Origin of the sequence: Natrialba asiatica DSM 12278 (assembly GCF_000337555.1) — an archaeon.
Classification (GTDB): Archaea; Halobacteriota; Halobacteria; order Halobacteriales; family Natrialbaceae; genus Natrialba; species Natrialba asiatica.
Window position 1 is genome coordinate 67,148 of the sequence record NZ_AOIO01000039.1, and the last position, 25,318, is coordinate 92,465.

Here is a 25,318-nt window from a genome sequence, read left to right on the forward strand (position 1 = left end):
ATTCGTACGGTATCGGCACTTGACTGCAGTATTTTATTTTGGCGAGCAACAGCACCGTGTGTCAGGGTTGTGCGGAGAACGTGTCTTCCCGTGGACAAACGTGACCTTTTATCTCGCTCGATTCTGTACTCTCGAAAGACTCGCTGGTCGTGGGCCACACGCGGTCGCGATCCGCACCTCCATGAACTCGACTATGGCGAACCAGTACATTACCGCCGACGAGCACCTGCCAGAGACGGGAACAGACGAGACCGTAACGCATCTCCAGATCCGGGATCCGGAGACGAAAGAGATCTTCGAGGCGCGAGTTCACGTCGCGAGGGAGTCGGATCGGCTCGACGATCCGAAGCCGCTGTCGGTCGTCAGGGGGCCACACGAAAACACGACCGAACAGTGGTACGTCGAGTTCGTCGACGAGGCGGTCGAAAGAGAGCGACTCGAGCGACTCGCCGACGAGCAGCGCGAGCGCTCGAACGTGGTCAACACCCGGTCCGACGATCTGACGGTTTTGTTGCGGTATCTCGTCGAGACCGGCCGCTACGAGTCGACGGCGGCGGCCGTCAGAGCGATCTTGTTCGAGCATCTCGCCGACCGCGATCCGGCGGTGCTCGAAGCCTACGACGAGATTCGGACGGCCTACGACGCGGACCCGTTGCGGGAGGCGCTCGCGGGTGTAAGCCGTGAGGAAACGGACGCTAACGCCGTCTCAGACGCCGACGATCCCGCCGTCGTGGTAACGGAACGGGAGACGGGAACCGACCGGTCCGGGGCCAGATGACCGCCGAGACGTTTCGAGACTTTTTGCGGTTGCTCACCGATGCCGGCGCAGCCAACGAGATCCAGACGTCAGTCTCGTGGGATCTCGAGGCGAGCGCGATTACGATGCGGGCAAACGCCACCGACGAACGGATTCCGATCTTCGAAACCGTCGAGTTCGAGGGGACGGACGCCCGCCTCGTCGGCGATCCCTATCGAGGGCCGCGCGCGCGCGTCTTCGAGCACCTTTCGCGGGCGTTCGAGCTGCCCGATCCGGCGGGGCTGTCGGGACCGGCGTACTACGAACGGGTGATCGATCGACTTGCGGACCGGCGCGAACCGACCGTCGTCGATCCGGCGACCGCCCCCTGCAAGGAGGTCGTCCGAACCGGCTCGGCGGCCGATCTGCTCGACTTTCCCTGGCCGTACATCCACCAGCAAGACGGCGGTCGGTACGCGACCCTGACGACGCTCGTCGCGCCCGATCGGGACGGCGCGTGGGGCCGGTGGTCGCGCCACCGCGCGATGATCCACGGCCGCTCGCAGGCCAGTCTCTTGTTTCTCGCCGGCGAACAGTTGCCGAATCGCTACTACTACGAGTTCGAACGCCGCGGCGAGGCGATGCCGGTCGCGCTGACGGTCGGGACGCCCCCGGCCGTGACGGCCGCAAGCGAGATGTGGATTCCAGTCGGCCGCCAGGAAGCGACGTTCGCCGGCGGCCTCCAGGAATCGCCGGTCGACCTCGTCCCCTGCGAGACGAACGACCTCCGCGTCCCGGCGTCGGCCGAACTCGTCATCGAGGGCCGCGTGCTGCCGGACGAACGCCTCGACGAGGGGCCGTTCGGGGACTACTTCGGCTACGTCAACGGCCCGCGGCGATCGATGCCCGCCCTCGCGGTCGACGCGATCACCCACCGCAAGCAGCCGTATCTCCCCTTCTGTGTGGGCGGATCGGGCGTCGGCTATGCCGAGAACTCGACGAGTTCGCTCCAGGTTGCAGCGGGCGGGCCGGACGCTACCCTCGGACTGCGCGCCGCGGGCTATGACGTGAGCATGGCCGCTCCCTGGCCGTTCACCGAGCGGACGGTCTGGGTGATCGCGACGGACCGCCCCTACGCGGGCTACCTGCACGAACTCGCGAACTTCATCTTCACGACCTGGGGGATGCTCCACATCGACTGCTTCGTCTTCGTCGACGCCGACGTCAACCCGCTGCACCCGCGTGCGGTGGTGGAAGCGCTCGCGCTGCACGCCGATCCGGCGACGGACTTCCACCAGTTCGGCGTCGAGCGGATGCCGAAGGTGCCGCTGAACATCTACCAGACGCCCGACGAGAAGGGCAACGCGGCGGTCGGAACCTCGAAGTCGAAGACGGCGAAGGCGTACGTCGATGCGCTTTCGGCCGGAGACCGACCGACGCGGGCGATCGGCGAGCGCGAGGATCGCGAGCGCGCCCGCGATCTGCTCTCGACGGCCGGCGTCGACGGGGCGGTCGAACCCCACTATGTGACCGACACCGACGCCAACGCCAACGCCAACGCCAACACCAGCACCGACACCGGGACCACGACCCACCGATCAAACCGATGACTGCCTTCCGGAATCACCTCGAGTTCCTCCGTCGAACCGACGACTGCTGCGCGCTCGACCGTCCCGATGGTCTCTCCCCGCAGGTCGTCGCCGCGGAGGCGCTTCGAGCCGACGGTCCCGCGATCGAGTTGACGACCGATGGTCGAGCCGGCGTTGAACTCGCGAGCGGCGTCTACGGCGGTATCGACCAGACGCGCGGTCGAACGCGGGGACAACCCCGTGGCCGGTATCCCTGGACCCGCCTCGGGCTCGGCCTCGGAGTCGACCGCGATCCGGCGTACGTCGACGTGCTCGAGACCCTGCTCGCACTCGGCGAGCGACGGGCAGAACGCGACGTGACCTACGTCGAACGCGCCGCCGCGGCGACCGAACTCGGCGTGCGGGAGCTGGGCTTGCCGACGCCGCCGGACGAGGCCTGGCCCCGGTTCACGCTTGGCGTGCTCTCGATCGGCGCCGACGCGGGATCGTACTGGGCACCGATTCACGGCACGATCCTCGACGGACGGACGATCCGCGCCCGCGTTCCCGAGGCGATCGCCGCCCACGATCGGCTCTCGACGGGCGCGTCCGCCACGATCGCGCTCGGCGTCCCGTCGGAAGCACTCGCGGCGGCGCACTTGCTTGCGATCACCGACCGGCTCGCGACGCCGATCGAGGACCGCGGCGTCGGCGCGACGGTCCCGCTCATTCCCACCGCGGGCGGCGTCGTCCCGAGTTCAGCGGAGGTCGTCATCGAGACCGCCGTTGCGGACCGCCAGCCCGACACCCGGTCCGAGAAGCGCGAGTTCTGGGAGCACCTGGTCCCGAGTACGACGCTGACGCTCGAAGCCGAGGCCGTCTTCTCCCGCGAGGACCCCGTCGTGCCGTACGCGCCGCTCGGAGCGGCGCTGTCGGACGACCTCCAGTTGGCGGCGCTCTCGTTATCGGCGACGCTGTGCGATCGGGTCAACAGCTACTGGGGCGTGTCACCGGTCGACTGGCTGTTGCTCCCGGCGGAGGGACGGCTCGGGCTCTGTCTGGTCGCCTCAGAAATCCTCTACGCCGGCTTCGAGTGGCAACTGGCGAACCTGCTGTTTTCGCTGTCCGACTGCTTCGACAAGGTGATCGTCGTCGACACCGAGACCGGGCCGCGAAATCTCGGGCAAGTACTCGGCGATAGCTGGGTCAAAGCCCACCCCTCGCGGGACTGGCTGTTCAGCGAAGCCGACGCCCCGGCCGCCCGGCTGCCGGCCTACGGCCGGGACGACGAGACGGGCGCGCGACTCTATGTCGATGCCACCTGGGACCCCCGCTGGAAGGACGAGTTCATCGCGCCGCGCGTGTCGATCACCGACTCCTATCCGCCGGAGATTCGCGCGGCGGTTCGCGACTCATGGGCTGAGCTCGGCTTCGAGTCCGATGCTGCGTTCGAAGAAGCGAGCGGCTCCGGGAGTTAGCTTGTGGCCGGTGGTGCTGGGCCGGTAGGAGGACTGGACGAGTAGCGTCGGCCCGATTCTGCGAGTTCGATTCGTGATCGGGTTTGGAGGGACAGTCGTGCTCGAGTCTTGCGTATACGAAACTGTTTACGCAAGCGGGCGTCGGAGTGCGCTGGCTGCTCGGCAACGAACACGATTCATTGTTTGCCTCGGCGGCGCAAAAATTACCGGAACAGTTATCACGACCGGAGTAACCGCTTCGGAGTATGCCAGCGGACCACAACCTGTCGGGCTACGACGAGACGCGCCAGGCGTTTTCGTGGGACGACGGTTACGAGGAAGCCGACTGGGACGCCCCGGAGCGAATAAATATCGCACACGAGGTCTGCGATCGCCACGCCGAAAACAAGGAGAAGGTGGCGCTGTACCAGGTCGGCGAGGACGGCGAGTTGACGACGTTTTCCTTCTGGGAACTCGCCGAGCGAACCGACCGGTTCGCGAACCTCCTCGCCGAACTCGGGATCGAGCGCGGCGACCGGGTCTTCTCGTATCTGCCGCGGATTCCCGAACACTACGTGGCGCTCGTCGGGACGCTGAAACGCGGTGCCGTCTTCGGCGGTGTCAACGAGCGGTTCGGGCCGGACGGCATCGCCTACCGGCTCGACGACTGCGACGCGAAGGCGATCGTCACGACCGCCGACAACCGAGACACCGTCGAGGCGGCGCTCGAAGACGCGCCGTCGGTCGAGCACGTCATCGTCGTCAGCGACGACGGGACGGGGCTTCGCCGCGGCGACGTGAGCTACCGCGCGGCCATGGAGCGAGCGAGCCGCGAGTACGAGACGGCCGAGACGAGCGGCGAGGACGACGCGCTGTTGTACTACACCAGCGGAACGACCGGACCGGCGAAGGGCGTCCTCCACAAACACCGGTGGGTTGTCGGCGTGGCAACGACGCAGCGCTACGCCGCCGACCTCCAACCGGGGGACCTGTACTGGTCGACGGCCGATCTCGGCTGGCTGACCGGCCCCATCAACACGCTCGGAGCCTGGTTCCGGGGCACCGCCCTGTTCACCTACGAGGGTGAGTTCGACCCCGAGGCGTGGGCCGACCTGCTCGACACCTACCCGATCAGCGTCCTCTTCTCGGTGCCGACGGCCTACCGAATGCTCCGGGAAAACGAGGCCGTACTCGAGGGGACCGAACTCGACCTGCGCCACGCGCTGTCGATCGGCGAACCGCTCTCGGCCGGCGTCGTCGAGTGGGGCGAAGAGACCCTCGGCGTCACCATTCACGACACCTACGGCCAGACCGAGACGGGGAACATGATCGTCAACAACTACCCGACGATGGAGGTCCGACCGGGATCGATGGGCAAACCGCTACCCGGCATCGAGGCGGAGGTAGTCGATCCCGAAACCGGCGCGGTGCTCGACCCCGGCGAGACGGGCGAGATCGCCCAGCGCGGGGACTACCCCTGCTTCTTCGCCGAGTACTGGGAGAAGCCCGACAAGACGGCCGACTGCTTCGTCGACGGTCCCGACGGCGGTGAGCAGAGCGAGACGATGCGATCCTCGCCGGACGAGACGGCTGGCGGCGAGTGGTACCTCTCGGGCGACCTCGCGCACAAGGACGAGGACGGCTACCTCTGGTTCGAGGGGCGGGCGGACGACGTGATCCTCTCCTCGGGCTACCGCATCGGCCCCTTCGAGGTCGAGAGTTCGCTCGGCGAGCACGAGGCCGTCGCGGAGGCGGCCGTCGTACCGAAGCCCCACCGCGAGCGCGGCAACATCGTGAAGGCGTACGTAGTGCCGGGCGGCGACGCGACGCCCACGGAATCGCTCAAAGACGAGATCACGGACCACGTCAAGTCCGAACTCTCCGCCCACGAGTACCCCCGCGAGGTCGAGTTCCGCGAGGAGTTGCCCAAGACGGTGACGGGGAAGATCCGACGGACGGAGTTACAGGACGAGGCGGCCGCGGAGGCCGAATAGGGAGTAGCGAGCAGCAAGTAACGAGTCGCAAGGAGCAAGCAGCGGATGGCGGGTCCCAAGGAGCAACTACCGAGACCCGCAATCGACACGATACGGCGACGACGAAATCAGACACAACGGAGAGACACCATGAACTTCGAATCCACGCAGGAACGCGAGATGATCCGACGGACGGCGGCCGACGTCGCCGCCGAGTACGGGCCGGAGCACTGGCGCGAGAAAGAACGAGCGGGCGAGTTCTCCGAAGCCTTCTGGGCTGAACTCGCGGACGCGGGCTTTCACGGCCTGTTGATCCCCGAGGAGTACGAGGGGGCCGGCATGGGAATGCAGGAGATGGGCCTGGCGATGGAGACACTCTGCGCCGAGGGCTGCGGCATGGCCGGAACCTGGTACCTGGTCCTCACCGCGGGGATGGCCGCGGTCGGCATCCGCGAGTACGGTACCGAGGCCCAGAAGGAGACCTACCTGCCGGACATCGCGAACGGGAAGCGCAACTTCTCGATCGGGATCACCGAGCCCGAGGCTGGGACGAACACGCTGAACGTGGCAACGACGGCCGAGAAGGAGGGAGACGAGTACGTCCTCAACGGCCAGAAGGCCTGGATCACGTTCTCGGATCGCGCCGAGAACATGATCATCGTCACGCGGACGACGCCTCGCGATGAGGTCGACCGCGGGACGGACGGGATCAGCCTGTTCGTCGTCGACATGAACGACCCGAACATCGACGTCTCGCCGATCGAAAAGCACGGGATCAACTACTCGAAGTCCTGCGAGGTGTTCCTCGAGGACGTACGCGTCCCTGCCGAGAACATGCTCGGCGACGAGGACGACGGCTGGTGGGTGCTGGTCGACATGCTCAACCCCGAACGGATCGGCTTCGCCGCGGCGGGGACGGGGATCGGCAAACTCGCCGCGAACACGGCGATCGAGTACGCCAACGAGCGCGAGGTGTTCGACGCGCCGATCGGCTCCCACCAGGGCGTCTCGTTCCCGATCACGAAGGCGTACGCGCAGATGGAGACCGCCGCGCTCATGCGCGAGAAGGCGGCCTGGCGCTACGATCAGGGCGAGGAGTGTGGCTACGAGACCAACGTCGCGAAGGCGACCGCTGTCGCGGCCGGCATCGAGGCCGTCAAGCAGTCCATGCAGGCCTTCGGCGGCTGGGGCTACGCCACGGAGTACGACGTCGAGCGCTGGTGGCGAGAGATCAACCTGACCCGGCTCGCACCGGTCTCCCAGCAGATGGCGTACAACCACATCAGCCAGCAGCTCGGATTCCCGAAGTCCTACTGATCTATTAGCATGTTCGACAAACTACTCGTTGCCAACCGCGGCGAAATCGCCGTACGCGTCATGCAAGCGTGTGAAGAACTGGGCATCGACACCGTCGCGATCTACAGCGACGCGGACCGCAACGCGGGTCACGTCGAGTTCGCAGACGAGGCGTACAACGTCGGCCCCGCACCCGCGAGCGAGTCGTATCTCGACCAGGGGACGATCCTCGACGTCGCCGACCGCGCAGGCGCGGATGCGATTCATCCGGGCTACGGTTTCCTCGCCGAAAACGCCGCGTTCGCCGCGCGCGTCGAGGATGCAGAGGGAATTACCTGGGTCGGGCCGCCCAGCGAGGCGATGGACGCCCTCGGCGAGAAGACGACGGCCCGACAGGTCATGCAGGCGGCCGACGTGCCGGTCGTCCCGGGGACGAGCGATCCCGTCGACTCCGCCGCCGAGGTTCGCGAACTCGGCGACGAGTTCGGCTACCCGGTCGCGATCAAGGCCGCCGGCGGCGGCGGCGGTCGCGGGATGAAGATCGTCCGCAGCGCGGACGAAGCCGAAGACGCCCTCGAGAGCGCGAAACGCGAGGGCGAGGCCTACTTCGACGACGCGACCGTCTACGTCGAGAAGTACCTCGGGTCCCCGAAGCACGTCGAGGTCCAGATCCTCGCGGACGAGCACGACACCGTGCTCCACCTCGGCGAGCGGGACTGCTCGCTCCAGCGGCGTCATCAGAAGGTCATCGAGGAAGCGCCGAGTCCCGCACTCGACGGGGCGCTGCGCGAAGCGATCGGCGAGGCCGCCCGCCGCGGGGTCCGCGAAGCCGGCTACACGAACGCGGGCACCGTCGAGTTCCTCGTCGAAGACGGCGAGTTCTACTTCATGGAGGTCAACACCCGGATTCAGGTCGAACACACCGTCACCGAGGAGGTGACGGGGATCGATATCGTCCGGGAACAGCTACGAATCGCGGCCGGCGAGGAACTTCCCTTCGCGCAGGCGGATGTAGACATCAACGGCCACGCCATCGAGTTCAGAATCAACGCCGAGAACCCCGCCGCGGAGTTCGCGCCGACGCCGGGTGAACTCGAGACCTACGTCCCGCCCGGAGGGCTCGGTGTTCGGGTCGACGACGCCGTTACCGAGGGCGACGAGATCGCCGGCGACTACGACTCGATGATCGCGAAACTGATCGTTCGCGCGCCGACGCGCGAGCGGTGTCTCGAGCGCTCCCGGCGCGCGCTTTGCCATTTCGATATCTCGGGTCCCGAGACGATCGTGCCGTTCCACCGGCTCATGATAGACGACGAGCGGTTCCGCGCGGGCGAGCACACGACCGACTACCTCGACCGCGAGGTCGACGCAGATGAACTCGTTGCGGCGGTCGAGCGGTGGGGCTCCAGCGCGGCCGGGAGCGGAGCAGACGGCGACGCCACGGACGAGCACGAACTCGTCGTCGAAGTCGACGGGCGGCGGTTCGACGTGCTCGTCGAGGACGATCGTCCGCGGGTGGCGAGCAACGGCGGAGCCGACGCAGGTACGACCACGGGATCGGCGAGTTCGGGTTCGAGCAGCGGCGCAGCCGCGACCGAACAGGTCGCGGCCGGCGATGCCATCACGGCCGAGATGCAAGGCACCGTACTCTCGGTCGACGTCGAACCCGGCGACGAGATCGGTGCCGGGGACGTGGTCTGCGTGCTCGAGGCGATGAAGATGGAGAACGACGTGGTCGCGCCGGGGGCCGGCTCCGTCGCCGCAGTTCCCGTTTCCGAGGGCGACTCGGTCGACATGGGCGACCCGCTGATCGTACTGGAGTGAGCAATGACGATGGAACTCAGACTCAGTGTGAAAGAGACGGCAGGACAGGACGAAAACGAGATACAGGCGGTCGCGACGGCGCTTGCGACCCACTTCGGCGAAGCCGTCGACCTCTATCCCGAGACCGGTGACGAACTCCTCGCGAGCGCGTCGCCGCCGGACAACGGAACCGAAACCGAAACCGGAGCCGGAACCGGAATCGGGGGCGCTGGCAGCGGTCCTGGACCAGTACAAAGCGCCGGTCGCAGCCGCGACCGAGGAAGCGAGCGGGACGACCTCGAACCGACCGAACGCGAGGAACTCCTGCGCGAAGAGATCGAGGAGATACTCGAGGGCGGCCCGGAGAAGTACAAGGAACGCCTTCCGGAGCAGGGAAAGCTGTTCGTGCGCGATCGGCTCGACCTCTGGTTCGGCGACGGCGACGGGTCAGGCGGTGACAAACCAAACGGAATCACGTTCGAGGACGGAAGGTTCGCCAACTTCGACGCCGAGGACGACCTGCCGGCGGACGGCCTCATCACGGGCGCGGCCGAGTTCGAGGGCCGGGACCTGCACTTCATGGCCAACGACTTCACCGTCAAGGCGGGCTCGATGGCCGAGAAAGGCGTCGAGAAGTTCCTCCGAATGCAACAGCGAGCGCTGAAGACCGGCCGTCCGGTCCTCTATCTCATGGATTCGTCGGGCGGCCGGATCGACCAGCAGACCGGCTTCTTCGCCAACCGCGAGGGCATCGGGAAGTACTACTACAACCACTCGATGCTCTCCGGACGCGTTCCCCAGATCTGCGTGCTCTACGGCCCCTGTATCGCCGGCGCGGCCTACACGCCCGTCTTCGCCGACTTCACCGTTATGGTCCGAGACGTAAGCGCGATGGCCATCGCCTCGCCGCGGATGGTCGAGATGGTCACCGGCGAGGACATCGATCTGCAAGATCTGGGCGGCCCGGACGTCCACGCCCGCCACTCCGGTAGCGCCGACCTGATCGCCGAGGACGAAGAGCACGCGCGCGAACTCGTGGCGAAGCTGATCGGCTACCTGCCGGATAACAGCGACGAGAAGCCGCCACAGACCGAGGGGACGGCACCGCGACTCTCGCCCGACGGCATCGACGCCGTCGTCCCGCAGGAACCGAACCGCGGATACGACATGTTCGACGTCATCGAGCGCGTCGTCGACGCCGACTCGGTGCTCGAACTCCGACCGGAGTACGGCAAGGAGATCATCACGGCCTTCGCCCGGATCGACGGCCGGCCGATCGGCATCGTCGCCAACCAGCCCAACCACCGCGCCGGGGCGATCTTCCCCGACGCGGCCGAGAAGGCCGCCGAGTTCATCTGGACCTGCGACGCCTACGACGTGCCGCTGCTGTACCTGTGTGACACGCCGGGCTTCATGGCCGGTTCGCAGGTCGAGAAAGACGGCATCTTAGAGCAGGGCAAGAAGATGATCTACGCGACTTCCTCGGCCACCGTCCCGAAGCAGTCCGTCGTCGTCCGCAAAGCCTACGGCGCGGGGATCTACGCGATGTCCGGGCCGGCCTACGACCCCGAGAGCGTGATCGGACTCCCGAGTGGCGAGATCGCCATTATGGGTCCCGAGGCCGCGATCAACGCGGTCTACGCGAACCGGCTCGCGGATATCGACGATCCGGACGAGCGCGCCGCGCGCGAGCAGGAACTGCGCGAGGAGTACCGCGAGGACATCGACATCCACCGGATGGCGAGCGAGGTCGTCATCGACGAGATCGTCCCGCCGAGTTCACTGCGCGACGAACTCGAGAATCGCTTTGCGTTCTACGAGACGGTCGAGAAGGACCTGCCGGACAAGAAACACGGGACGATCCTCTAACGCGGGTCCCGTTGTGCCGGTTTGAGCGGTCCGTAACGGCTACCGAATCCGTACGTGAGAACGGCGACCGAACACAGCGCGAGGCCGAGACGGAGGTGTATTACGGCGACCGTTCGCGGCGTCCGAACGAGAGCGGCGTTTCCGGTCACGTCGAGAGCCACGTTGTAGAGAGTGTTGTCGACGGCGGTCGCCGTCGCGATCCCAGCGACACTGACGGCCCCGACGAAACCGGTTCAGAGACACTGCAGCCGAAACGAAAGGTTCCGCCGGATCGTATCCAGATACACGAGAACGGGGGCAGCAACGCCGAAAAGGAGACCGGCCAGGATGGGTGTCGGTATCGAGACCATATCGTCCCGTTTGCACAGTGACACGATAAACCCGCTGTTAGGCGACCAGGGTGACGCCCGACGTGACACACCGAACCGACGAGTTCACTCTCGAATCCGTCCATCGATCACTGCGCGCTGAACTCGATTCGGATCGGATGCTGTTTTAGTCGTGGCCGCCATACCGACGGCTATGACCGAGCCGCTGATCCGCACCGGAAACGAGATCGAGTACGACGCCGTGGACGCCGCGGACGGCCTCGAAAAGGGCGTCCTGATCGCCGAGGAGCACGGCGCGCCGAACTTCGCGATCCGCCGATTTGAACTCGAGGCGGGAGCCGCAGTCCCGGAACATACGAACGAGGTCGAACACGAGCAGTACGTACTACAAGGAGCGTATACGGTCGGGATTAACGACGAAGAGTACGAGGTCGAAGCCGGCGACTCGCTGCTGATTCCCGCAGGAACGGTCCACTGGTACCGAAACGAGAGCGACGACCGGGGCGCGTTCCTCTGTGCGGTGCCAAACGGCGACGACGAGATCGACCTGCTGGAGTAACCCTCGTCGGGCCCGGCTGCAGGCAACGCCTCCGATGTCGGCCGCCGGGACCAGCAAAGATTGTGCGTCGTTGGCATACGGTTTTGCAACCGCAACTACTATATCTTTTTAGGGTTACCTAAAACCAGATGGCAGAAGCGCAGTCGATTGACGAGCATGCAGCCGTCCGGGAGCGGGAGGGGTGGGTGACCGGACGGCTCGTTCTCTTTTGTCTGGCGAGTGCAATCATTACCGTCGTCGCCGGACTGATACAGGTGAGTTTCGGGGAATACTCGATGACGTTCGTCGAGACGTGGGAGGCGGTTTTCAATCCCGCGGTGATCTTCAGCCTCGACGCGTGGTCGGCGTTTCTCTTCGGCACCGAACTCCCGAACATGACCACCGGGAGCGTCGTCGTCTGGGACCTCCGGCTGCCGCGAGTGTTCGTCGGGATCATCGCCGGCGCGACGCTTGCGGTCTCGGGAGCGATCTTCCAGGCGGTAACGCGAAACGAACTGGCGAGTCCGTTCATACTGGGGGTCAGCTCCGGTGCAGGATTCGCCGTCCTGGCGACGCTCGTCGTTTTCAGCGGGCTCTCGCATCTTCTGCCGCTGGTCGCCGCCCTCGGCGGAACGGTCGCGTTCGTGGTCGTGTACGTGATCGCCTGGAAAGGGGGAACGAGCCCGGTCCGACTCGTGCTCGCTGGCGTCATCGTCAACATGGTCTTCCAGTCGCTCCAGCAGGGACTGTTCTTCTTCGCGGACGATCTGGGGGTCGTCCAGACGGCGATCGCCTGGCTGACGGGCTCGCTGACGGGAACCGGCTGGGGAGAAGTTCGGATCGCGATTGTGCCGGCGATCGTCGCGATCGGAATCGCACTCGCCGGCTCGCGGCAGTTGAACGTCCTGATGCTCGGCGAAACCACCGCCCGATCGCTCGGGATGCAGGTCGAGCGAGTTCGGTTTTTCCTCTCGGCCGTCGCGATCCTGGCGGCCAGCGTCGCAATCGCCGTCGCGGGCATCGTCAGCTTCTTCGGACTCGTCGTGCCCCACATCGTCCGCAACACGCTGGGCGGGGATTACCGGCGGCTGATGGTCGGCTGTCTCTTCGCCGGCCCCGCGCTGATGGTCACCGCAGACGTCGGCGCGCGGCTCGCGCTGAGCGGCACCCAGATACCCGTTGGCATCGTCACCGGCCTGATCGGCGGCCCCTATTTCCTCTACCTGATGCGCAAACAGCACTCGATGGGTGAACTCTAATGGCACACCAGTACCACTCCGCGACGGAGGAGCAAGAACGAGGACAAGAACAGGGACAGAAACACGGAAACGGAGACGGACACGAGACGGAAGCGGGACAGATCACCGACAGCAACGGCGTGACAGTCGAGAGCGCACTGGTCGGCGACGGTCTCGAACTCAGCTACCCCACGAGCGAAGAAACCATCGTCGACTGCGCCCGCCTCGACATTCCCGAAGCCGCGGTAACCGCACTCGTCGGTCCCAACGGGAGCGGAAAGAGTACGCTGCTGAAATCCCTCTCGAACCATCTCGATCCGGACGCGGGGACGGTTCGGATCCACGGCGAGGACCTCGACTCGTTCAGTCAAAAAGAATTAGCGCGCGAATTGAGCGTCCTCTCACAGGAGAACGATTCGCTGGGATCAATCACCGTCGAAGACCTCGTGTATCACGGCCGCTACCCGCACCGCGGCTTTTTCGACTCGGTCAGCGAGGAGGATCACCGGGCGGTCGAGCGCGCGATCGAACTCGCGGGAATCGAACACATCTGCGACACCGAACTCGGGCAACTGAGCGGCGGCCAGAAACAACTGGCCTGGATCGCGATGGTACTGGCACAGGACACCGACGTCCTGTTACTCGACGAACCGACGACGTTCCTCGACATCCACCACCAGTTCCGCGTCCTCGAGACGATCCGGCAGTTGAACGAACAGAAAGGCGTCACCGTGGCCGTCATCCTGCACGATATCTCGCAGGCGGCCCGTTTTGCGGACTACCTCGTCGCGATCCGCGACGGCGAACTCTACGACTGGGGTCCGCCCGAGGAGGTCGTGACCGAACAGTTACTCGCCGACGTCTTCGGCGTCGAAGCGACCGTCGAATACGAGCCCGAACTCCAGGTGCTTCCAAAGCAAGCGCTGCCGAACAGTCGGTTGTAGTCCCACCGGGCGATGAAAAACCGGCGGCTGGATTCAAATATCGAGACGCTCCGTTGAGAGATCGCTGAAACGATCCGGGAGGACGCTGAATTGAACTGGAAGACGGTCCCCTTCGGAACACTTTTATAATTTTAGGCTCACCTAAATTCTGATGAGTGATCGACGACCGTGGACGAGACGGACCGTCCTTCGAACCAGTGGCACAATTGCTGGCGTGGGTGCGATGGCCGGCTGTCTCGATTCCCTCGGACAGACGGAACAGGAAAGCGAATACACGGTGTCGATGCCGCCAGTTGGCGACGTCGAGTTCTCCGGCGTTCCGGAAACGTGGGCCGCCAACAACGGCACCTGGGCCGGCATGGGCGTCGCGCTCGGCCAGGACCCGCCGGAAGCCGTCTACCTCACCGAGCGGTTTCACACGCAACACTACGAGGAGATACCCGGCCTGAGCATCGACAAAGAGGACGTCGGGATGGACTCGCTCTGGGGGGACGAACTGACCACGGAGGAGTTTCTGGAACTCAGCGAGGACGTGGACGTCTTCATCATGGATCCGAACTTCATCCGCGGTCGAACCGATAACTGGACCGAGGACGACATCGAAACCATCGAAAACACCGGTACGCCCTTCTTCGGCAACAGCATCTTCTCGCGGGGTTACGAGTGGCACGACTACGACTACTTGACGCTGTACGAAGCCTTCGAGTACCTCTCGCAAGTCTTCCAGGAGGAAGATCGCTACGAGGCCTTCGAGACCCTCCACGACGAGTTCCAGAACGAACTCGACGACATCGTCCCGCCGGAAGACGAGCGGCCGTCGGTCGCCATCATGTGGCCCCAGCCGGCCGAGGAGCCCGAGACGTTCTCGCCGTACCTCATCGACGAGGGAACGAGCTTCAAGCAGTGGCGGGATCTGGGCGTCGAGGACGCGTTCGCGACGACGGACGTCGAGGACTTCCACGCCGGCCGAACCGAGGTCGACTACGAACTGCTCCTCGAGATCGACCCGGACGTGCTGTTGATCCGCGGCAACGAGCAAAAAAGCGCCGACGAGTTCGCCGACACGGTCGTCTCGCACATGGAGAACCACAACGTCGCAAGCGAGTTGACGGCCGTCCAGAACGGCGACGTCTACCGCGGCGGCCCGCTCCACCAGGGGCCGATCGTCAACCTGGTGCTGACCGAACGCGCAGCACGGCAGGTCTACGGCGTCGACGAGGAACTGTTCGACCGCGACCGCGTCGGCGATATCGTCGCCGGCGACCTGTAGCGTAGACGCGGTAATAGTCCGTATCTGCGGCCCTGTACGGCCCTCGTTGCCGACGAACGCGTAGTCGTCCGCACCGTCTCCGTCGACGGGCGTCACGGCGAGACGATCCGTCGCAATAACGCCGCCAACGCCGAAGCGATCACCACGCTACGACTGCAACAGCGGTTCGCCGGGAGGTGACAGCAACCGACGAATACGGTGGCGGTCGCTGCGGTCAACGAGCCGGAGGCTGCATCTGACGGAGACGCACGCGTGCGTTCAGTTACTGACGACAACGGCGACCGCCGAAGTCCGAATCGCTCAAGTACGCCACGCGTGTATCACGTCTCGTGTCGAAGCAGGTCCAGCAGGTCGAAACGATCTTCTGCCACGAAACCGGCGGCGACTATCTGCTCGTCGTCCAACGGGACGGCAAGCGACTGTTCCGTGCGAAGCTCGGCCTCTCCGAAACGTCGGCCGGCCCTCGCCCCGCCAAATTCCGGCTTAAAGACGGATCGAGCGAAGAGCCGCGCCAACCCGACGAGTTCGTCGAACTCGCGCGCCGCGCAAAGCGCATTCGGATCTCCGAGCAGACCTCCCAGGAGGGCCGCCAGGAACTGACCGAGATGCTGTCGGGCTACCAGCTCGCGGACAAAGTCAAGACCGTTCGGACCTGTCGCTACTGCGCCTCCGCCGGGCGTTACTCGCCGATCACGACGGAGACGGCGGTCAAAGACGACGCGGACTGGATCTGTCAGGACTGCGCCCGCCGCGAACTCGAGCGTCAGCTTTCCTACTCGGGCGGCGGCGAAGTGACGGGGGCGGCGAAGGACCGACTCGAGGACCTCATGCTCGAAGTACAGGACTTAGACCGGATCGTCAACCTGCTTCAGGGGCGACTCGACCCGGATCTGACGAAGTTCGATACAATCTCGGCGACGACCGACGAGGTCGATCCCGTCCGGGTGGATTCGCTGAACCTGCACCCGGGACTGCAGGGATTGCTCGAGGACCGGTTCGAGACGTTGCTGCCGGTGCAGAGCCTCGCCGTCGAAAACGGTCTCTTCGACGGCGAGGATCAGATGGTCGTCTCGGCGACGGCAACCGGGAAGACGCTCGTCGGCGAGATGACCGGGATCAACCGCGTTCTCAACGGCAAGGGGAAGATGCTCTTTCTCGTCCCCCTCGTCGCGCTCGCCAACCAGAAACACGAGGACTTCGAAGCGGAGTACGGCGACCTCGTCGACGTCTCCATCCGCGTCGGTGCGAGTCGGATCACCGACAACGGCAACCAGTTCGACCCCAACGCCGACGTCATCGTCGGCACCTACGAAGGGATCGACCACGCCCTGCGAACGGGCAAGGACATGGGCGACATCGGTACCGTCGTCATCGACGAGGTCCACACCCTGAAAGAGGAAGAGCGCGGCCACCGACTGGACGGGCTGATCTCGCGACTCAAACACACCTGCGAACGGCGAGCCGAGCGCCGCGACGACTATCACGGTTCCCAGTGGGTCTACCTCTCCGCGACCGTCGGCAACCCCGAACACCTCGCCGGCGCGCTGGAATCGACGCTCATCGAGTTCGAAGAGCGTCCCGTCCCCATCGAACGCCACGTCACCTTCGCCGACGGCCAGGAGAAAGTCCGCGTCGCAAACAAACTCGTCAAACGCGAGTTCGACACCGAATCCTCCAAGGGATATCGGGGCCAGACGATCATCTTCACGAACTCGCGCCGTCGGTGTCACGAAATCTCTCGAAAGCTCGAGTACTCTTCAGCACCCTATCACGCCGGGCTGGACTACAAACGCCGAAAAACGGTCGAACGACAGTTCGGCGACCAGGAGCTGTCCGCCGTCGTCACGACCGCTGCACTCGCGGCAGGGGTCGACTTCCCGGCCTCGCAGGTCGTCTTCGACTCGCTGGCGATGGGCATCGAGTGGCTCTCGGTCCAGGAGTTCCACCAGATGCTCGGCCGCGCCGGCCGCCCGGACTACCACGACAAGGGGACCGTCTACGTCCTCGTCGAACCCGACTGTGCCTACCACAACTCGATGGAGATGTCCGAGGACGAAGTCGCCTTCACCCTCCTGAAAGGCGAGATGGAGTCGGTGATGACCCACTACGACGAACGCGCCGCAATCGAGGAGACGCTCGCAAACATCACCGTCGGCGGCAAAGCCGCGAAGGCGCTCAACGACCGCATGCTCGGCGATGTTCCGACGAAACACGCTATCGGCAAACTCCTCCAGTACGAGTTCATCGACGGCTTCGAGCCCACGCCGCTCGGGCGCGTCGTCACGGAGCACTTCCTGGCACCGGACGAGGCGTTCACCCTGCTCGACGGCATCCGCAAGGACGCCGCGCCGGCCGAACTCGTGGCGGATATCGAACTCCGCGATGCGGAGTTGTGACGGGGTGAGTTGCGTGGCTGGTCGAGTAGCGTGTCGTTGTCTCGTTTTCAGATGAAGAGAGTACAGCGGTTACGGGTTGAGCGTCGAGCGGGGAGTGGAGGTGGAGAGCTAAGAGTCGAGAGTTGAGAGTCGAGAACTGAGGGCTGAGAACGGAAAGTGGAGCGGTGCGAAGAGACTGATGATGGCGGTTAGCCGTCAGGGGACGAACGCGACCCCGAACACAGACAGGAGCATGACGAGCAGGGCACCCGGGAAGCCGCCGATCGCGACGATGACGAGGACGATCGGCGTAACGGCAACTGGAAGGCCAAACAGTTGCGCGAGGAATAATACGATGAGTCCAACGACGGCGTTGACGATGAAGGGGCGGACGGTCTGGACAATCGTCGATGCGCCGATAATAACGGCGAGGACGAGGACCAGGAGGAGGATTTCGAGTCCTGTAACCATAGGCGACTCTAGCGTGGCAAGGAACAAAACCATTCGGAACGGAACGAAACCCTTTATGGTCTCCACTCAGAAGGGTTGGTACGGGATCGTGGGTTAGCCTGGTATACTTCGGGCCTTGGGTGCCCGTGACCCCGGTTCAAATCCGGGCGATCCCATATTGTTGTCGCGAACAAATCCGTGAGCGACAGTCATTGGAACGAGTGCAGATTTAAGGGAGACCGAGGTTCTGTGCTCCGTGCAGGTTTTCGGGCGTGGTTCAAATTCGAGCGGGCCCATAGTTGCCCGGAAGAAGTTGGTGAGCAGCAGCGAGTGGCCAGCAATCCGCTGCGGCCTGACGAGAGGCGGTGTCGAGCGATCGAAGCCGAGCGAGCAGGTGAACGGGAACGCTGTGAGCGAATCCGTTACTCCCCGTCGATCCGTTTCAAAGCGGCCCAGACACCGAACACGAGGACGGCGAAAACGGCGAATGCAACGAAGAATAAGACTGCTTCGAGCCAGCCCGAGAGGTTGACTTCGATAGCTTCCACGAGGGCCAGTTCCCATCCGACGAAGAGGACGAGCAGTCCGGTAGCTGCGATCAGGAGAATTATGAGTCGGTCGCTAACGGCAGCCATATCGGACGTTTGGGTCTGAGAACGATAAACAACGGACTTGAACTGGCCAACCAAGCGCGGATACTGGGTTCGGTCCGGCGCTGTACGGCGGCCGAAATAGTCGCTTCCCGAGCGCAACGGCGGAGTTGGTGTTAGAATAGACTGCGGGTCGCTGCACACCCGATCGCACGACGGTTGTGTGATGGTGTGAGAATCGTTGCGGTTGGTACTATAGCCGGCAGTTCACGGAGTTGTCTTCGGGGCTGGTTGCAGGGTCGCGGTCACCGCGGGATCACTGGGGACGATCGGTTACTGCTGGTAACGAAAACGAGAACGTCGATCCGTCGCCGGGTGTAGAATCAACCCAAATTTCGCCGCCGTGGCGTTCGACAATCCGTTTACAGAGGGCGAGCCCGATTCCCGTCCCTGACGTTTCTTCACGAGTGTGGAGTCGCTGGAACACTTCGAAGATACGGTCTTGATCCGCGGGATCGATTCCGATGCCGGTATCTCGAACCGAGATGATACACTCGTCAGCACTACGTTTCGCGGAAATACTGATCCGGGGCGGCTCGTCGCCGCTATACTCGATCGCGTTCGAAAGAAGGTTCTGGAAGAGTTGTCGTAGCTGTCTCTTATCGCCCACAGTACGCGGTAATTCCTCGGTTTCGATAGTGGTGTCGGTCTCGGTAAGCCGGAGTTCGAGATCCTTTCGAACGGTCGCAAGTACCTCGTCGAGAGCAACGGGTTCGAGCGATTTCCCCCGCGTATCGACGCGTGAGTATTCGAGTAGTCCCTCGATCATCGCTCGCATTCGCTCCGAGCCGTCGATCGCGTAGCCGAGAAATTCGTCGGCGTCCTCGTCGAGTTCATCTCCGTAGCGCCGCTCGATAAGTTGCAGGTAACTCGTCACCATTCGGAGCGGTTCCTGGAGGTCGTGAGAGGCCGCGTACGCGAACTGTTCGAGCCGTTCGTTCGATGCCTCGAGTTGCGCTTGTGTTCGTTCGAGAAGGCGGTTTTGTCGTTCGAGTCGATAGGCGTGCGTTTTCGCCTGGGCGGCGTAGGTGCCGACGCCGTATCCGGCGACGGAACTGAATCCAGTGAGGAGAAGGACGGATCGGACCGGGTTAGCGAGCGCCGGGCCGGGCTGGAGGTTGTAGAGCGCGAGAATGGCGAGCATCGCCCCGATACCGACGAGACACCAGCCCGCGATAGTGGCGTAGAATCGAGGATGGATGTCGGTCTGGGGCAAACGATACCCGCCGCCGAGAAGGACGAGGCCGGGCCCGGCGATAAAACTGGAGACGATGAGGATGCTCGAGAGGGACAATTCCTGGGCTATCGGCAGAGACACCCAGGTTACAGCAAGTGCGAGGTACAGGACGCCGAGGGCGAGGATGACGGTTCTCCCACCGGTAATAGTTCCCAGGCGATCCCACGGGAGCATGACAATACGTGTGGATCAGGGCTGATTATAGACCTTGTGTGTTAATAGTTTGTTACCGCTCTGATGGTGATTCGAACACGAGCCGAGAATAGCTATCGTCTCGAAACATGGTCGACCGAATCGCATTTACCGGGAAAGAAGAGTACCGGGTCGACGCGGTCCGTACCCCACAGGTGAAGGGTAAACTGACAGGAACGGGCCCGGTGCCGTTAGTTCCATACCGGTCCTCGATATCGGTCCTGCAAGCCGAACGACTACCCTCACCCGCAGTACACGCTGTATGCATGACGGCTCGTCGAACCAGCGTTCAGACTGCGCTTAAACGATGGCTCGTCAACGGTGTCGTCGTGACGATTCCGCTCGTGATTACGCTCGTTATCTTGCTCGTCGTCGTCGATTTCGTCCTCGGCGTTCTCTCGCCCGTCGTCGACGGAATCATTTACGCGCTCCCGAACGATCCACCAACCGCAGTCGTTCAACTGGTGACGCTCGCGTCGCTGGTCGCCTTCTTCCTCCTCGTCGGTATCATCGCGGACTACACCCCCGGTCGATACATCTCGAAACGAGTTCACGCCACGATGGAAACCATTCCCGGCATCAGCACCGTATACGAAAGCGTCCGCCGGGCCAGTCGGCTGTTGCTCGACGACGAGACGGACCAATTCAAGGACGTGAAACTCGTCAAGTTCCCTCACAGAGACGCCTACACGCTCGCCTTTCTCACTGCAACGACGCCATCCGTGATCGAAGGCCAACTCGACAGCGGTGCGATGGTGACGGTCATGGTTCCGCTCGGACCGAATCCGACGACTAACGGCTTCGTCATGCACATGCCTGCAAAACACGTCTACGACGTGGACGTCACCGTCGAGGAAGCCATTCGATCCATCGCGACGCTGGGTGTTGCCTCCGGCGAAATCGGAACCGAGACGGAGACCGAACCGTCCACTCCCTCCGAATCACCGGTTTAGTGCATAAAATACAACGGACGGTCGATAGTGACCGTCCGGCTGAAGGGATAGCGATCTCACTATCACGATCGTCCGGTTAGACAGACGGGCAGATAGGCGGAGAGAAACATCGACGCCCGCTATCACCCGGTTTCCGCACCGCACGTCAGCCACAGTGAGACTCACCGCAACCAGTTCCGATCTGCTTTGCAACCATTTATACCCGAAGGCAGCCCTACCACAGTGTAATGGCGCAAGCGGGAAATTCTGAACTCGTCGACGCATTCGAGCAGTTCTTCCGCAACTACTACGACAACGAGATCAAGCAGCTTGCGCAGCAGTATCCCAACGAGCAGCGATCGCTTCACGTCGACTGGCAGGACCTGTATCGATTCGATCCCGATCTGGCTGACGATGTCTTAGCTCAACCGGAACAACTCCAGCGCTACGCCGAGGAAGCGCTTCGCCTCTACGACCTCCCGATCGACGTCAGCCTCGGCCAGGCCCACGTCCGCATCAAAAACCTGCCCGAGACGGAGACCCCCGAAATCCGCGAGATCCGCGCCCGCGACATGAACTCGCTCGTGGAGGTCCACGGCATCGTCCGCAAGGCGACGGACGTCCGCCCGAAGATCGAAGAGGCAGCCTTCGAGTGCCAGCTCTGTGGCACACTCAGCCGTGTTCCCCAGTCGAGCGGCGACTTCCAGGAACCCCACGAGTGCCAGGGCTGCGAGCGACAGGGGCCGTTCAAGGTCAACTTCGACCAGTCCGAGTTCGTCGACTCCCAGAAGCTTCGCATTCAGGAGAGTCCCGAAGGACTCCGCGGCGGTGAGACGCCCCAATCACTCGACGTACACGTCGAGGACGATATCACCGGCGAGGTGACGCCCGGCGACCACGTCTCCGCAACCGGGGTATTGCGGCTCGAACAACAGAGCAATCAAGGCGAGAAGACGCCGGTGTTCGACTTCTACATGGAGGGGATGTCCGTCGACATCGACGAAGAGCAGTTCGAGGACATGGACATCACCGACGAGGACAAGAAAGAGATCTACGAGATTTCGAACCAGGAGGAGGTCTACGAGAAGATGGTCGGCTCCATCGCGCCCTCCATCTACGGCTACGAGCAGGAGAAACTCGCGATGACGCTCCAGTTGTTCTCCGGCGTCACGAAGCACTTACCCGACGGATCGCGGATCCGCGGGGACCTTCATATGCTCCTTATCGGGGATCCGGGTACCGGCAAATCGCAGATGATCGGCTACATCCAGAACATCGCACCCCGCTCCGTCTACACCTCCGGGAAAGGCTCATCCTCGGCGGGTCTGACCGCGGCGGCGGTACGAGACGACTTCGGCGACGGCCAGCAGTGGACGCTCGAAGCCGGCGCACTCGTCCTCGCCGATCAGGGGATTGCGGCCGTTGACGAACTCGATAAGATGAGGTCGGAAGATCGGAGTGCCATGCACGAGGCCCTCGAGCAGCAGAAAATCTCCGTCTCGAAGGCCGGCATCAACGCCACCCTCAAGTCCCGCTGTTCGCTCCTCGGCGCAGCCAACCCCAAGTACGGCCGCTTCGACCAGTACGAACCCATCAGCGAGCAGATCGACCTCGAACCGGCACTCATCTCCCGATTCGACCTGATCTTCACCGTCACGGACACCCCCGACGAGGAGAAAGACCGCAATCTCGCAGAGCACATTCTCACCACCAACTACGCCGGCGAACTGACCACCCAACGCGAGCAGATGACCAACATCGACGTCAGCCAGGGTGAACTCGAGGAGATGACCGAGCAGGTCGATCCGGTAATCGACGCTGAACTCCTCCGGAAGTACATCGCGTACGCCAAGCAAAACTGTCACCCGCGGATGACCGAGGAAGCCCGCGAGGCGATTCGAGACTTCTACGTCAACCTCCGTTCGAAGGGAACCGACGAGGACGCGGCCGTCCCCGTCACGGCGCGAAAACTCGAGGCGCTGGTCCGCCTCTCGGAAGCGAGTGCACGAGTTCGGCTGTCGGATACCGTCGAGCAGTCGGATGCGGAGCAGGTGATCGAGATCGTTCGCTCGTGTTTGCAGGACGTGGGGGTGGATCCGGAGACGGGCGAGTTCGATGCGGACATCGTCGAGGCGGGGACGTCGAAGTCCCAGCGTGATCGGATCAAGAATCTCAAGCAACTCATCAGCGATATCGAGGAGGAGTACGACGAGGGTGCGCCGGTCGATATCGTCATGGAGCGAGCCGAAGAGATCGGATTGGATCAATCGAAGGCAGAGCACGAGATCGAGAAGCTAAAGCAGAAAGGAGAGGTGTACGAGCCGAGTATGGATACGCTACGAACGACGTGATAGCCCCACGAGTCGGAACGTAGCGTAGCGCTCGAGACGGACGAAAGAACACGGGACCAGGCGGACGAGCGAGGAGGACGAGGCGGGACCGGTCAGGAGTCGGCAGAAAGCGAGCGGAGTTCGGTGAGTGTCGAGCGGATCGTTACTGTTGCGACATCGGCGACCTCGGCAGCGGCGGTTTGCGTGATCGACTCGGTGTGCGGACAGTCACAAGCGGCCTTGTAGAGGCAGGCAGCGGCGACGCCGCTCGGGTTGCGGCCGCCAATACGGTTTGCAGTGATGAGGGAATCGAGGTGGTCACGGGCGCGGCGTTCGACGGTTGTGTCGAGGTCGAGGTTCGAAGCGAAGCGCGGGAGGTACTGCCCGGGGTCGATCGGACCGGTTGGGAGACCTAGGTCGCGATTAAGTGCGTCGTAGGCGGCTTTGAGTTCGGCTTCGGTGGCCGCGGCGATGGTGACGACTTCGTCGATCGTTCTGGGGAGCGATCGAACCCGACAACTCGCGTAGACGCAGGCGGCCGCAAAGCCTTCGATGGAGCGGCCTTGCAGGAGATTTTCGGATTGGGCGGAGTCGAACAGCGCACAGGCTTGTTCACGGAGGCAGTCGGGAAGGGAAAGGCGTGCCGTGATCCGTTTGATTTCGGTGAAGCCGAGAACCTGGTTGTACTCGGCTTTCGTCGAAATCGTGGCTCGAGTGTGTTCGCGGCGGAGACGCGAGAGTTGTCGGCGTTTCCGGCCGGTAATGCGGGTACTACGGTCGGAGACCGAGTCAGAACCGTAGCCGATCTGCGTCGAGAGACCGCGATCGTGTCGAGAACGGGTGAGCGGAGCGCCGGTTCGGCGACGATCGGTGTCATCGTCCGCAAACGAGCGCCACTCGGGACCGCGATCGATCGGGTCTTCGCCGAGAACGAGTCCACAGTCCTCGCAGACGGTTTCGGTAGCTGTCAGTCGGAGGAACCCACCACACTCCGGACAGGTCGGAGACGAATCGGATTGTGCCATCGGTAAGTAATCTTCGTATTGTGTTGAGTAATCCAGAGTATTTAAAATAATCGAAGTGTAGAAAACTAAGGGATATCGTGGCGGAACGGAACAGGTTTTCGGGAGGAGAAGGGGAGAAGAAAAGCACCGAACGGCCACCGGTTTTGGCAGACAACGGGTCGTTTTATGCATCTGTTCAGTGGAGTGGACAGAGAGGATCAGGGATCGAGATGATAGGGACACAGGCGAGACGGCATCGGTCCCCGCTTAGGTCGAGTTCAGGACGGCGGCTGCCACACGTTGGATCGATGACGTTGCGACACGGACTGTTCGTGAACTGGCCGATCGACCCCGAGCGGATTCGGCCCCACGTTCCGTCCGAGTTGACGGTCGACACCCGAGACGGCACGGCGTGGCTTAGCGTGCTCCCGTTCGTGCTCACGAACGTCGGTTTCCGCGGGACACCGGCGAGTACGCGATTCGCGTTTGCGGAACTCAACGTTCGGACGTACGTGACGTACCGCGGTGATCCGGGGCTGTACTTTTTCAGTGTCGATGTCGGCCAGCAACTCCTCGCAAGCGTAGCCGGGTGGCTCACTCGACTCCCGGTTTTCCCGGCGAAGATGCACGTCGGTGGCGGCGGTGAGGGCATTCGATTTTCGAGTCGGCGACTGCATGCATCCAGTTGGCAGCGGCGGCTCCAGGACGCGATGCGGTCGGGACGGAAACCCGAAGCAACGAGAGCGGCGAATACGGATCCGAGTGCAGGTGGAGGTGCGGAACCGCCCTGGTTCGCCGCAACGTATCGTCCAACCGGCCCAGTCGAGACGCCCGATTCGGGAACGCTCGAACACTGGTTGACCGAACGGAGGCGATTCTATGCACCGAATCGCGACAGCGTGTTGGTCTGCGAAGTCGCACACGATCCGTGGCCGCTCCAGCCAGCCGAGGCGACCATCACCGAGAATACGATGTTCGACGCGCTCGGGCTGGCACCGACGCGCGATGAGCCACTCGTCTACTACTGCGACGAACTCGAGATGACGGGCTCGATCCCGCGCCGACTCTAAACGGATTTCAGGCGGCGGTGAGAAAACTACGTACCGGAATTTTCGCCGGGAAAGCCA

General features: G+C 63.5%; 19 protein-coding genes and 1 tRNA gene. 16 read left to right on the forward strand and 4 right to left on the reverse strand.

What is annotated here, in order from left to right; all coding sequences use genetic code 11:
• Positions 1-193 precede the first annotated feature (193 nt).
• From C481_RS17260 to C481_RS17320, 12 genes are all read left to right on the forward strand, one after another.
• Complete coding sequence (locus C481_RS17260; RefSeq protein WP_006110607.1) at positions 194-778, forward strand: hypothetical protein; 585 nt, start codon at positions 194-196, stop codon at positions 776-778.
• The gene (locus C481_RS17265) at positions 775-2,346 is read left to right on the forward strand and encodes a UbiD family decarboxylase (RefSeq protein WP_006110608.1); all 1,572 of its coding nucleotides are present in this window, start codon (positions 775-777) and stop codon (positions 2,344-2,346) included. Before C481_RS17260 ends, C481_RS17265 begins: the two co-directional genes overlap by 4 nt.
• Positions 2,343-3,782, forward strand: a complete 1,440-nt coding sequence (locus tag C481_RS17270; protein WP_006110609.1) for a UbiD family decarboxylase — start codon at positions 2,343-2,345, stop codon at positions 3,780-3,782. Before C481_RS17265 ends, C481_RS17270 begins: the two co-directional genes overlap by 4 nt.
• A gap of 245 nt (positions 3,783-4,027) precedes the next feature.
• Entirely contained in the window at positions 4,028-5,755 is a 1,728-nt protein-coding gene (locus C481_RS17275; protein WP_006110610.1) for an acyl-CoA synthetase, read from the forward strand.
• Between the two features lie 129 nt (positions 5,756-5,884).
• Positions 5,885-7,051 (forward strand): acyl-CoA dehydrogenase family protein, encoded by a 1,167-nt coding sequence (locus C481_RS17280; RefSeq protein ID WP_006110611.1) that lies wholly within the window; start codon positions 5,885-5,887, stop codon positions 7,049-7,051.
• A gap of 9 nt (positions 7,052-7,060) precedes the next feature.
• Positions 7,061-8,854 carry an acetyl/propionyl/methylcrotonyl-CoA carboxylase subunit alpha gene (locus C481_RS17285; protein WP_006110612.1) on the forward strand — a complete coding sequence of 598 codons (1,794 nt, stop codon included), beginning with the start codon at positions 7,061-7,063 and terminating at the stop codon, positions 8,852-8,854.
• Between the two features lie 3 nt (positions 8,855-8,857).
• Positions 8,858-10,702: an acyl-CoA carboxylase subunit beta gene (locus C481_RS17290; protein WP_006110613.1), complete on the forward strand. Its 1,845-nt coding sequence runs from the start codon at positions 8,858-8,860 to the stop codon at positions 10,700-10,702.
• Between the two features lie 522 nt (positions 10,703-11,224).
• Entirely contained in the window at positions 11,225-11,590 is a 366-nt protein-coding gene (locus tag C481_RS17300) for a cupin domain-containing protein (protein ID WP_006110615.1), read from the forward strand.
• 128 nt (positions 11,591-11,718) lie between these two features.
• Positions 11,719-12,828 carry a FecCD family ABC transporter permease gene (locus C481_RS17305; RefSeq protein ID WP_006110616.1) on the forward strand — a complete coding sequence of 370 codons (1,110 nt, stop codon included), beginning with the start codon at positions 11,719-11,721 and terminating at the stop codon, positions 12,826-12,828.
• Entirely contained in the window at positions 12,828-13,751 is a 924-nt protein-coding gene (locus C481_RS17310) for an ABC transporter ATP-binding protein (RefSeq protein ID WP_006110617.1), read from the forward strand. The genes C481_RS17305 and C481_RS17310 overlap by 1 nt, the downstream gene beginning before the upstream one ends.
• A 151-nt stretch (positions 13,752-13,902) precedes the next feature.
• A complete protein-coding gene (locus C481_RS17315; protein WP_049904733.1) occupies positions 13,903-15,021 on the forward strand; it encodes an ABC transporter substrate-binding protein in 1,119 nt (372 codons plus the stop codon).
• A 329-nt stretch (positions 15,022-15,350) separates the two neighbouring features.
• Complete coding sequence (locus C481_RS17320) at positions 15,351-17,417, forward strand: DEAD/DEAH box helicase (protein ID WP_006110619.1); 2,067 nt, start codon at positions 15,351-15,353, stop codon at positions 17,415-17,417.
• 195 nt (positions 17,418-17,612) lie between these two features.
• Here the strand turns inward: C481_RS17320 and C481_RS17325 are convergent, their stop codons facing one another.
• Positions 17,613-17,867: a pro-sigmaK processing inhibitor BofA family protein gene (locus C481_RS17325; RefSeq protein WP_006110620.1), complete on the reverse strand. Its 255-nt coding sequence runs from the start codon at positions 17,865-17,867 to the stop codon at positions 17,613-17,615.
• 82 nt (positions 17,868-17,949) lie between these two features.
• On the opposite strand from C481_RS17325, the gene C481_RS17330 reads away from it, so the two are divergent.
• A tRNA-Pro gene (locus C481_RS17330) sits at positions 17,950-18,022 on the forward strand.
• A gap of 246 nt (positions 18,023-18,268) precedes the next feature.
• On the opposite strand, the gene C481_RS17335 is transcribed toward C481_RS17330, so the two are convergent.
• Both C481_RS17335 and C481_RS17340 read right to left on the reverse strand, forming a co-directional pair.
• Positions 18,269-18,481, reverse strand: a complete 213-nt coding sequence (locus C481_RS17335; protein ID WP_006110621.1) for a hypothetical protein — start codon at positions 18,479-18,481, stop codon at positions 18,269-18,271.
• Between the two features lie 271 nt (positions 18,482-18,752).
• The gene (locus C481_RS17340; protein WP_006110622.1) at positions 18,753-19,907 is read right to left on the reverse strand and encodes an ATP-binding protein; all 1,155 of its coding nucleotides are present in this window, start codon (positions 19,905-19,907) and stop codon (positions 18,753-18,755) included.
• A 284-nt stretch (positions 19,908-20,191) separates the two neighbouring features.
• Here C481_RS17340 and C481_RS17345 point away from each other — a divergent pair, with 284 nt between their 5' ends.
• Positions 20,192-20,878 carry a DUF502 domain-containing protein gene (locus tag C481_RS17345; protein ID WP_006110623.1) on the forward strand — a complete coding sequence of 229 codons (687 nt, stop codon included), beginning with the start codon at positions 20,192-20,194 and terminating at the stop codon, positions 20,876-20,878.
• A gap of 227 nt (positions 20,879-21,105) precedes the next feature.
• Positions 21,106-23,208 carry a minichromosome maintenance protein MCM gene (locus C481_RS17350; RefSeq protein WP_006110624.1) on the forward strand — a complete coding sequence of 701 codons (2,103 nt, stop codon included), beginning with the start codon at positions 21,106-21,108 and terminating at the stop codon, positions 23,206-23,208.
• A gap of 92 nt (positions 23,209-23,300) precedes the next feature.
• Here the strand turns inward: C481_RS17350 and C481_RS17355 are convergent, their stop codons facing one another.
• A complete protein-coding gene (locus C481_RS17355) occupies positions 23,301-24,212 on the reverse strand; it encodes a transcription initiation factor IIB (RefSeq protein ID WP_006110625.1) in 912 nt (303 codons plus the stop codon).
• A 287-nt stretch (positions 24,213-24,499) separates the two neighbouring features.
• On the opposite strand from C481_RS17355, the gene C481_RS17360 reads away from it, so the two are divergent.
• The gene (locus C481_RS17360) at positions 24,500-25,261 is read left to right on the forward strand and encodes a YqjF family protein (RefSeq protein WP_006110626.1); all 762 of its coding nucleotides are present in this window, start codon (positions 24,500-24,502) and stop codon (positions 25,259-25,261) included.
• The last annotated feature ends 57 nt before the right edge of the window (positions 25,262-25,318 follow it).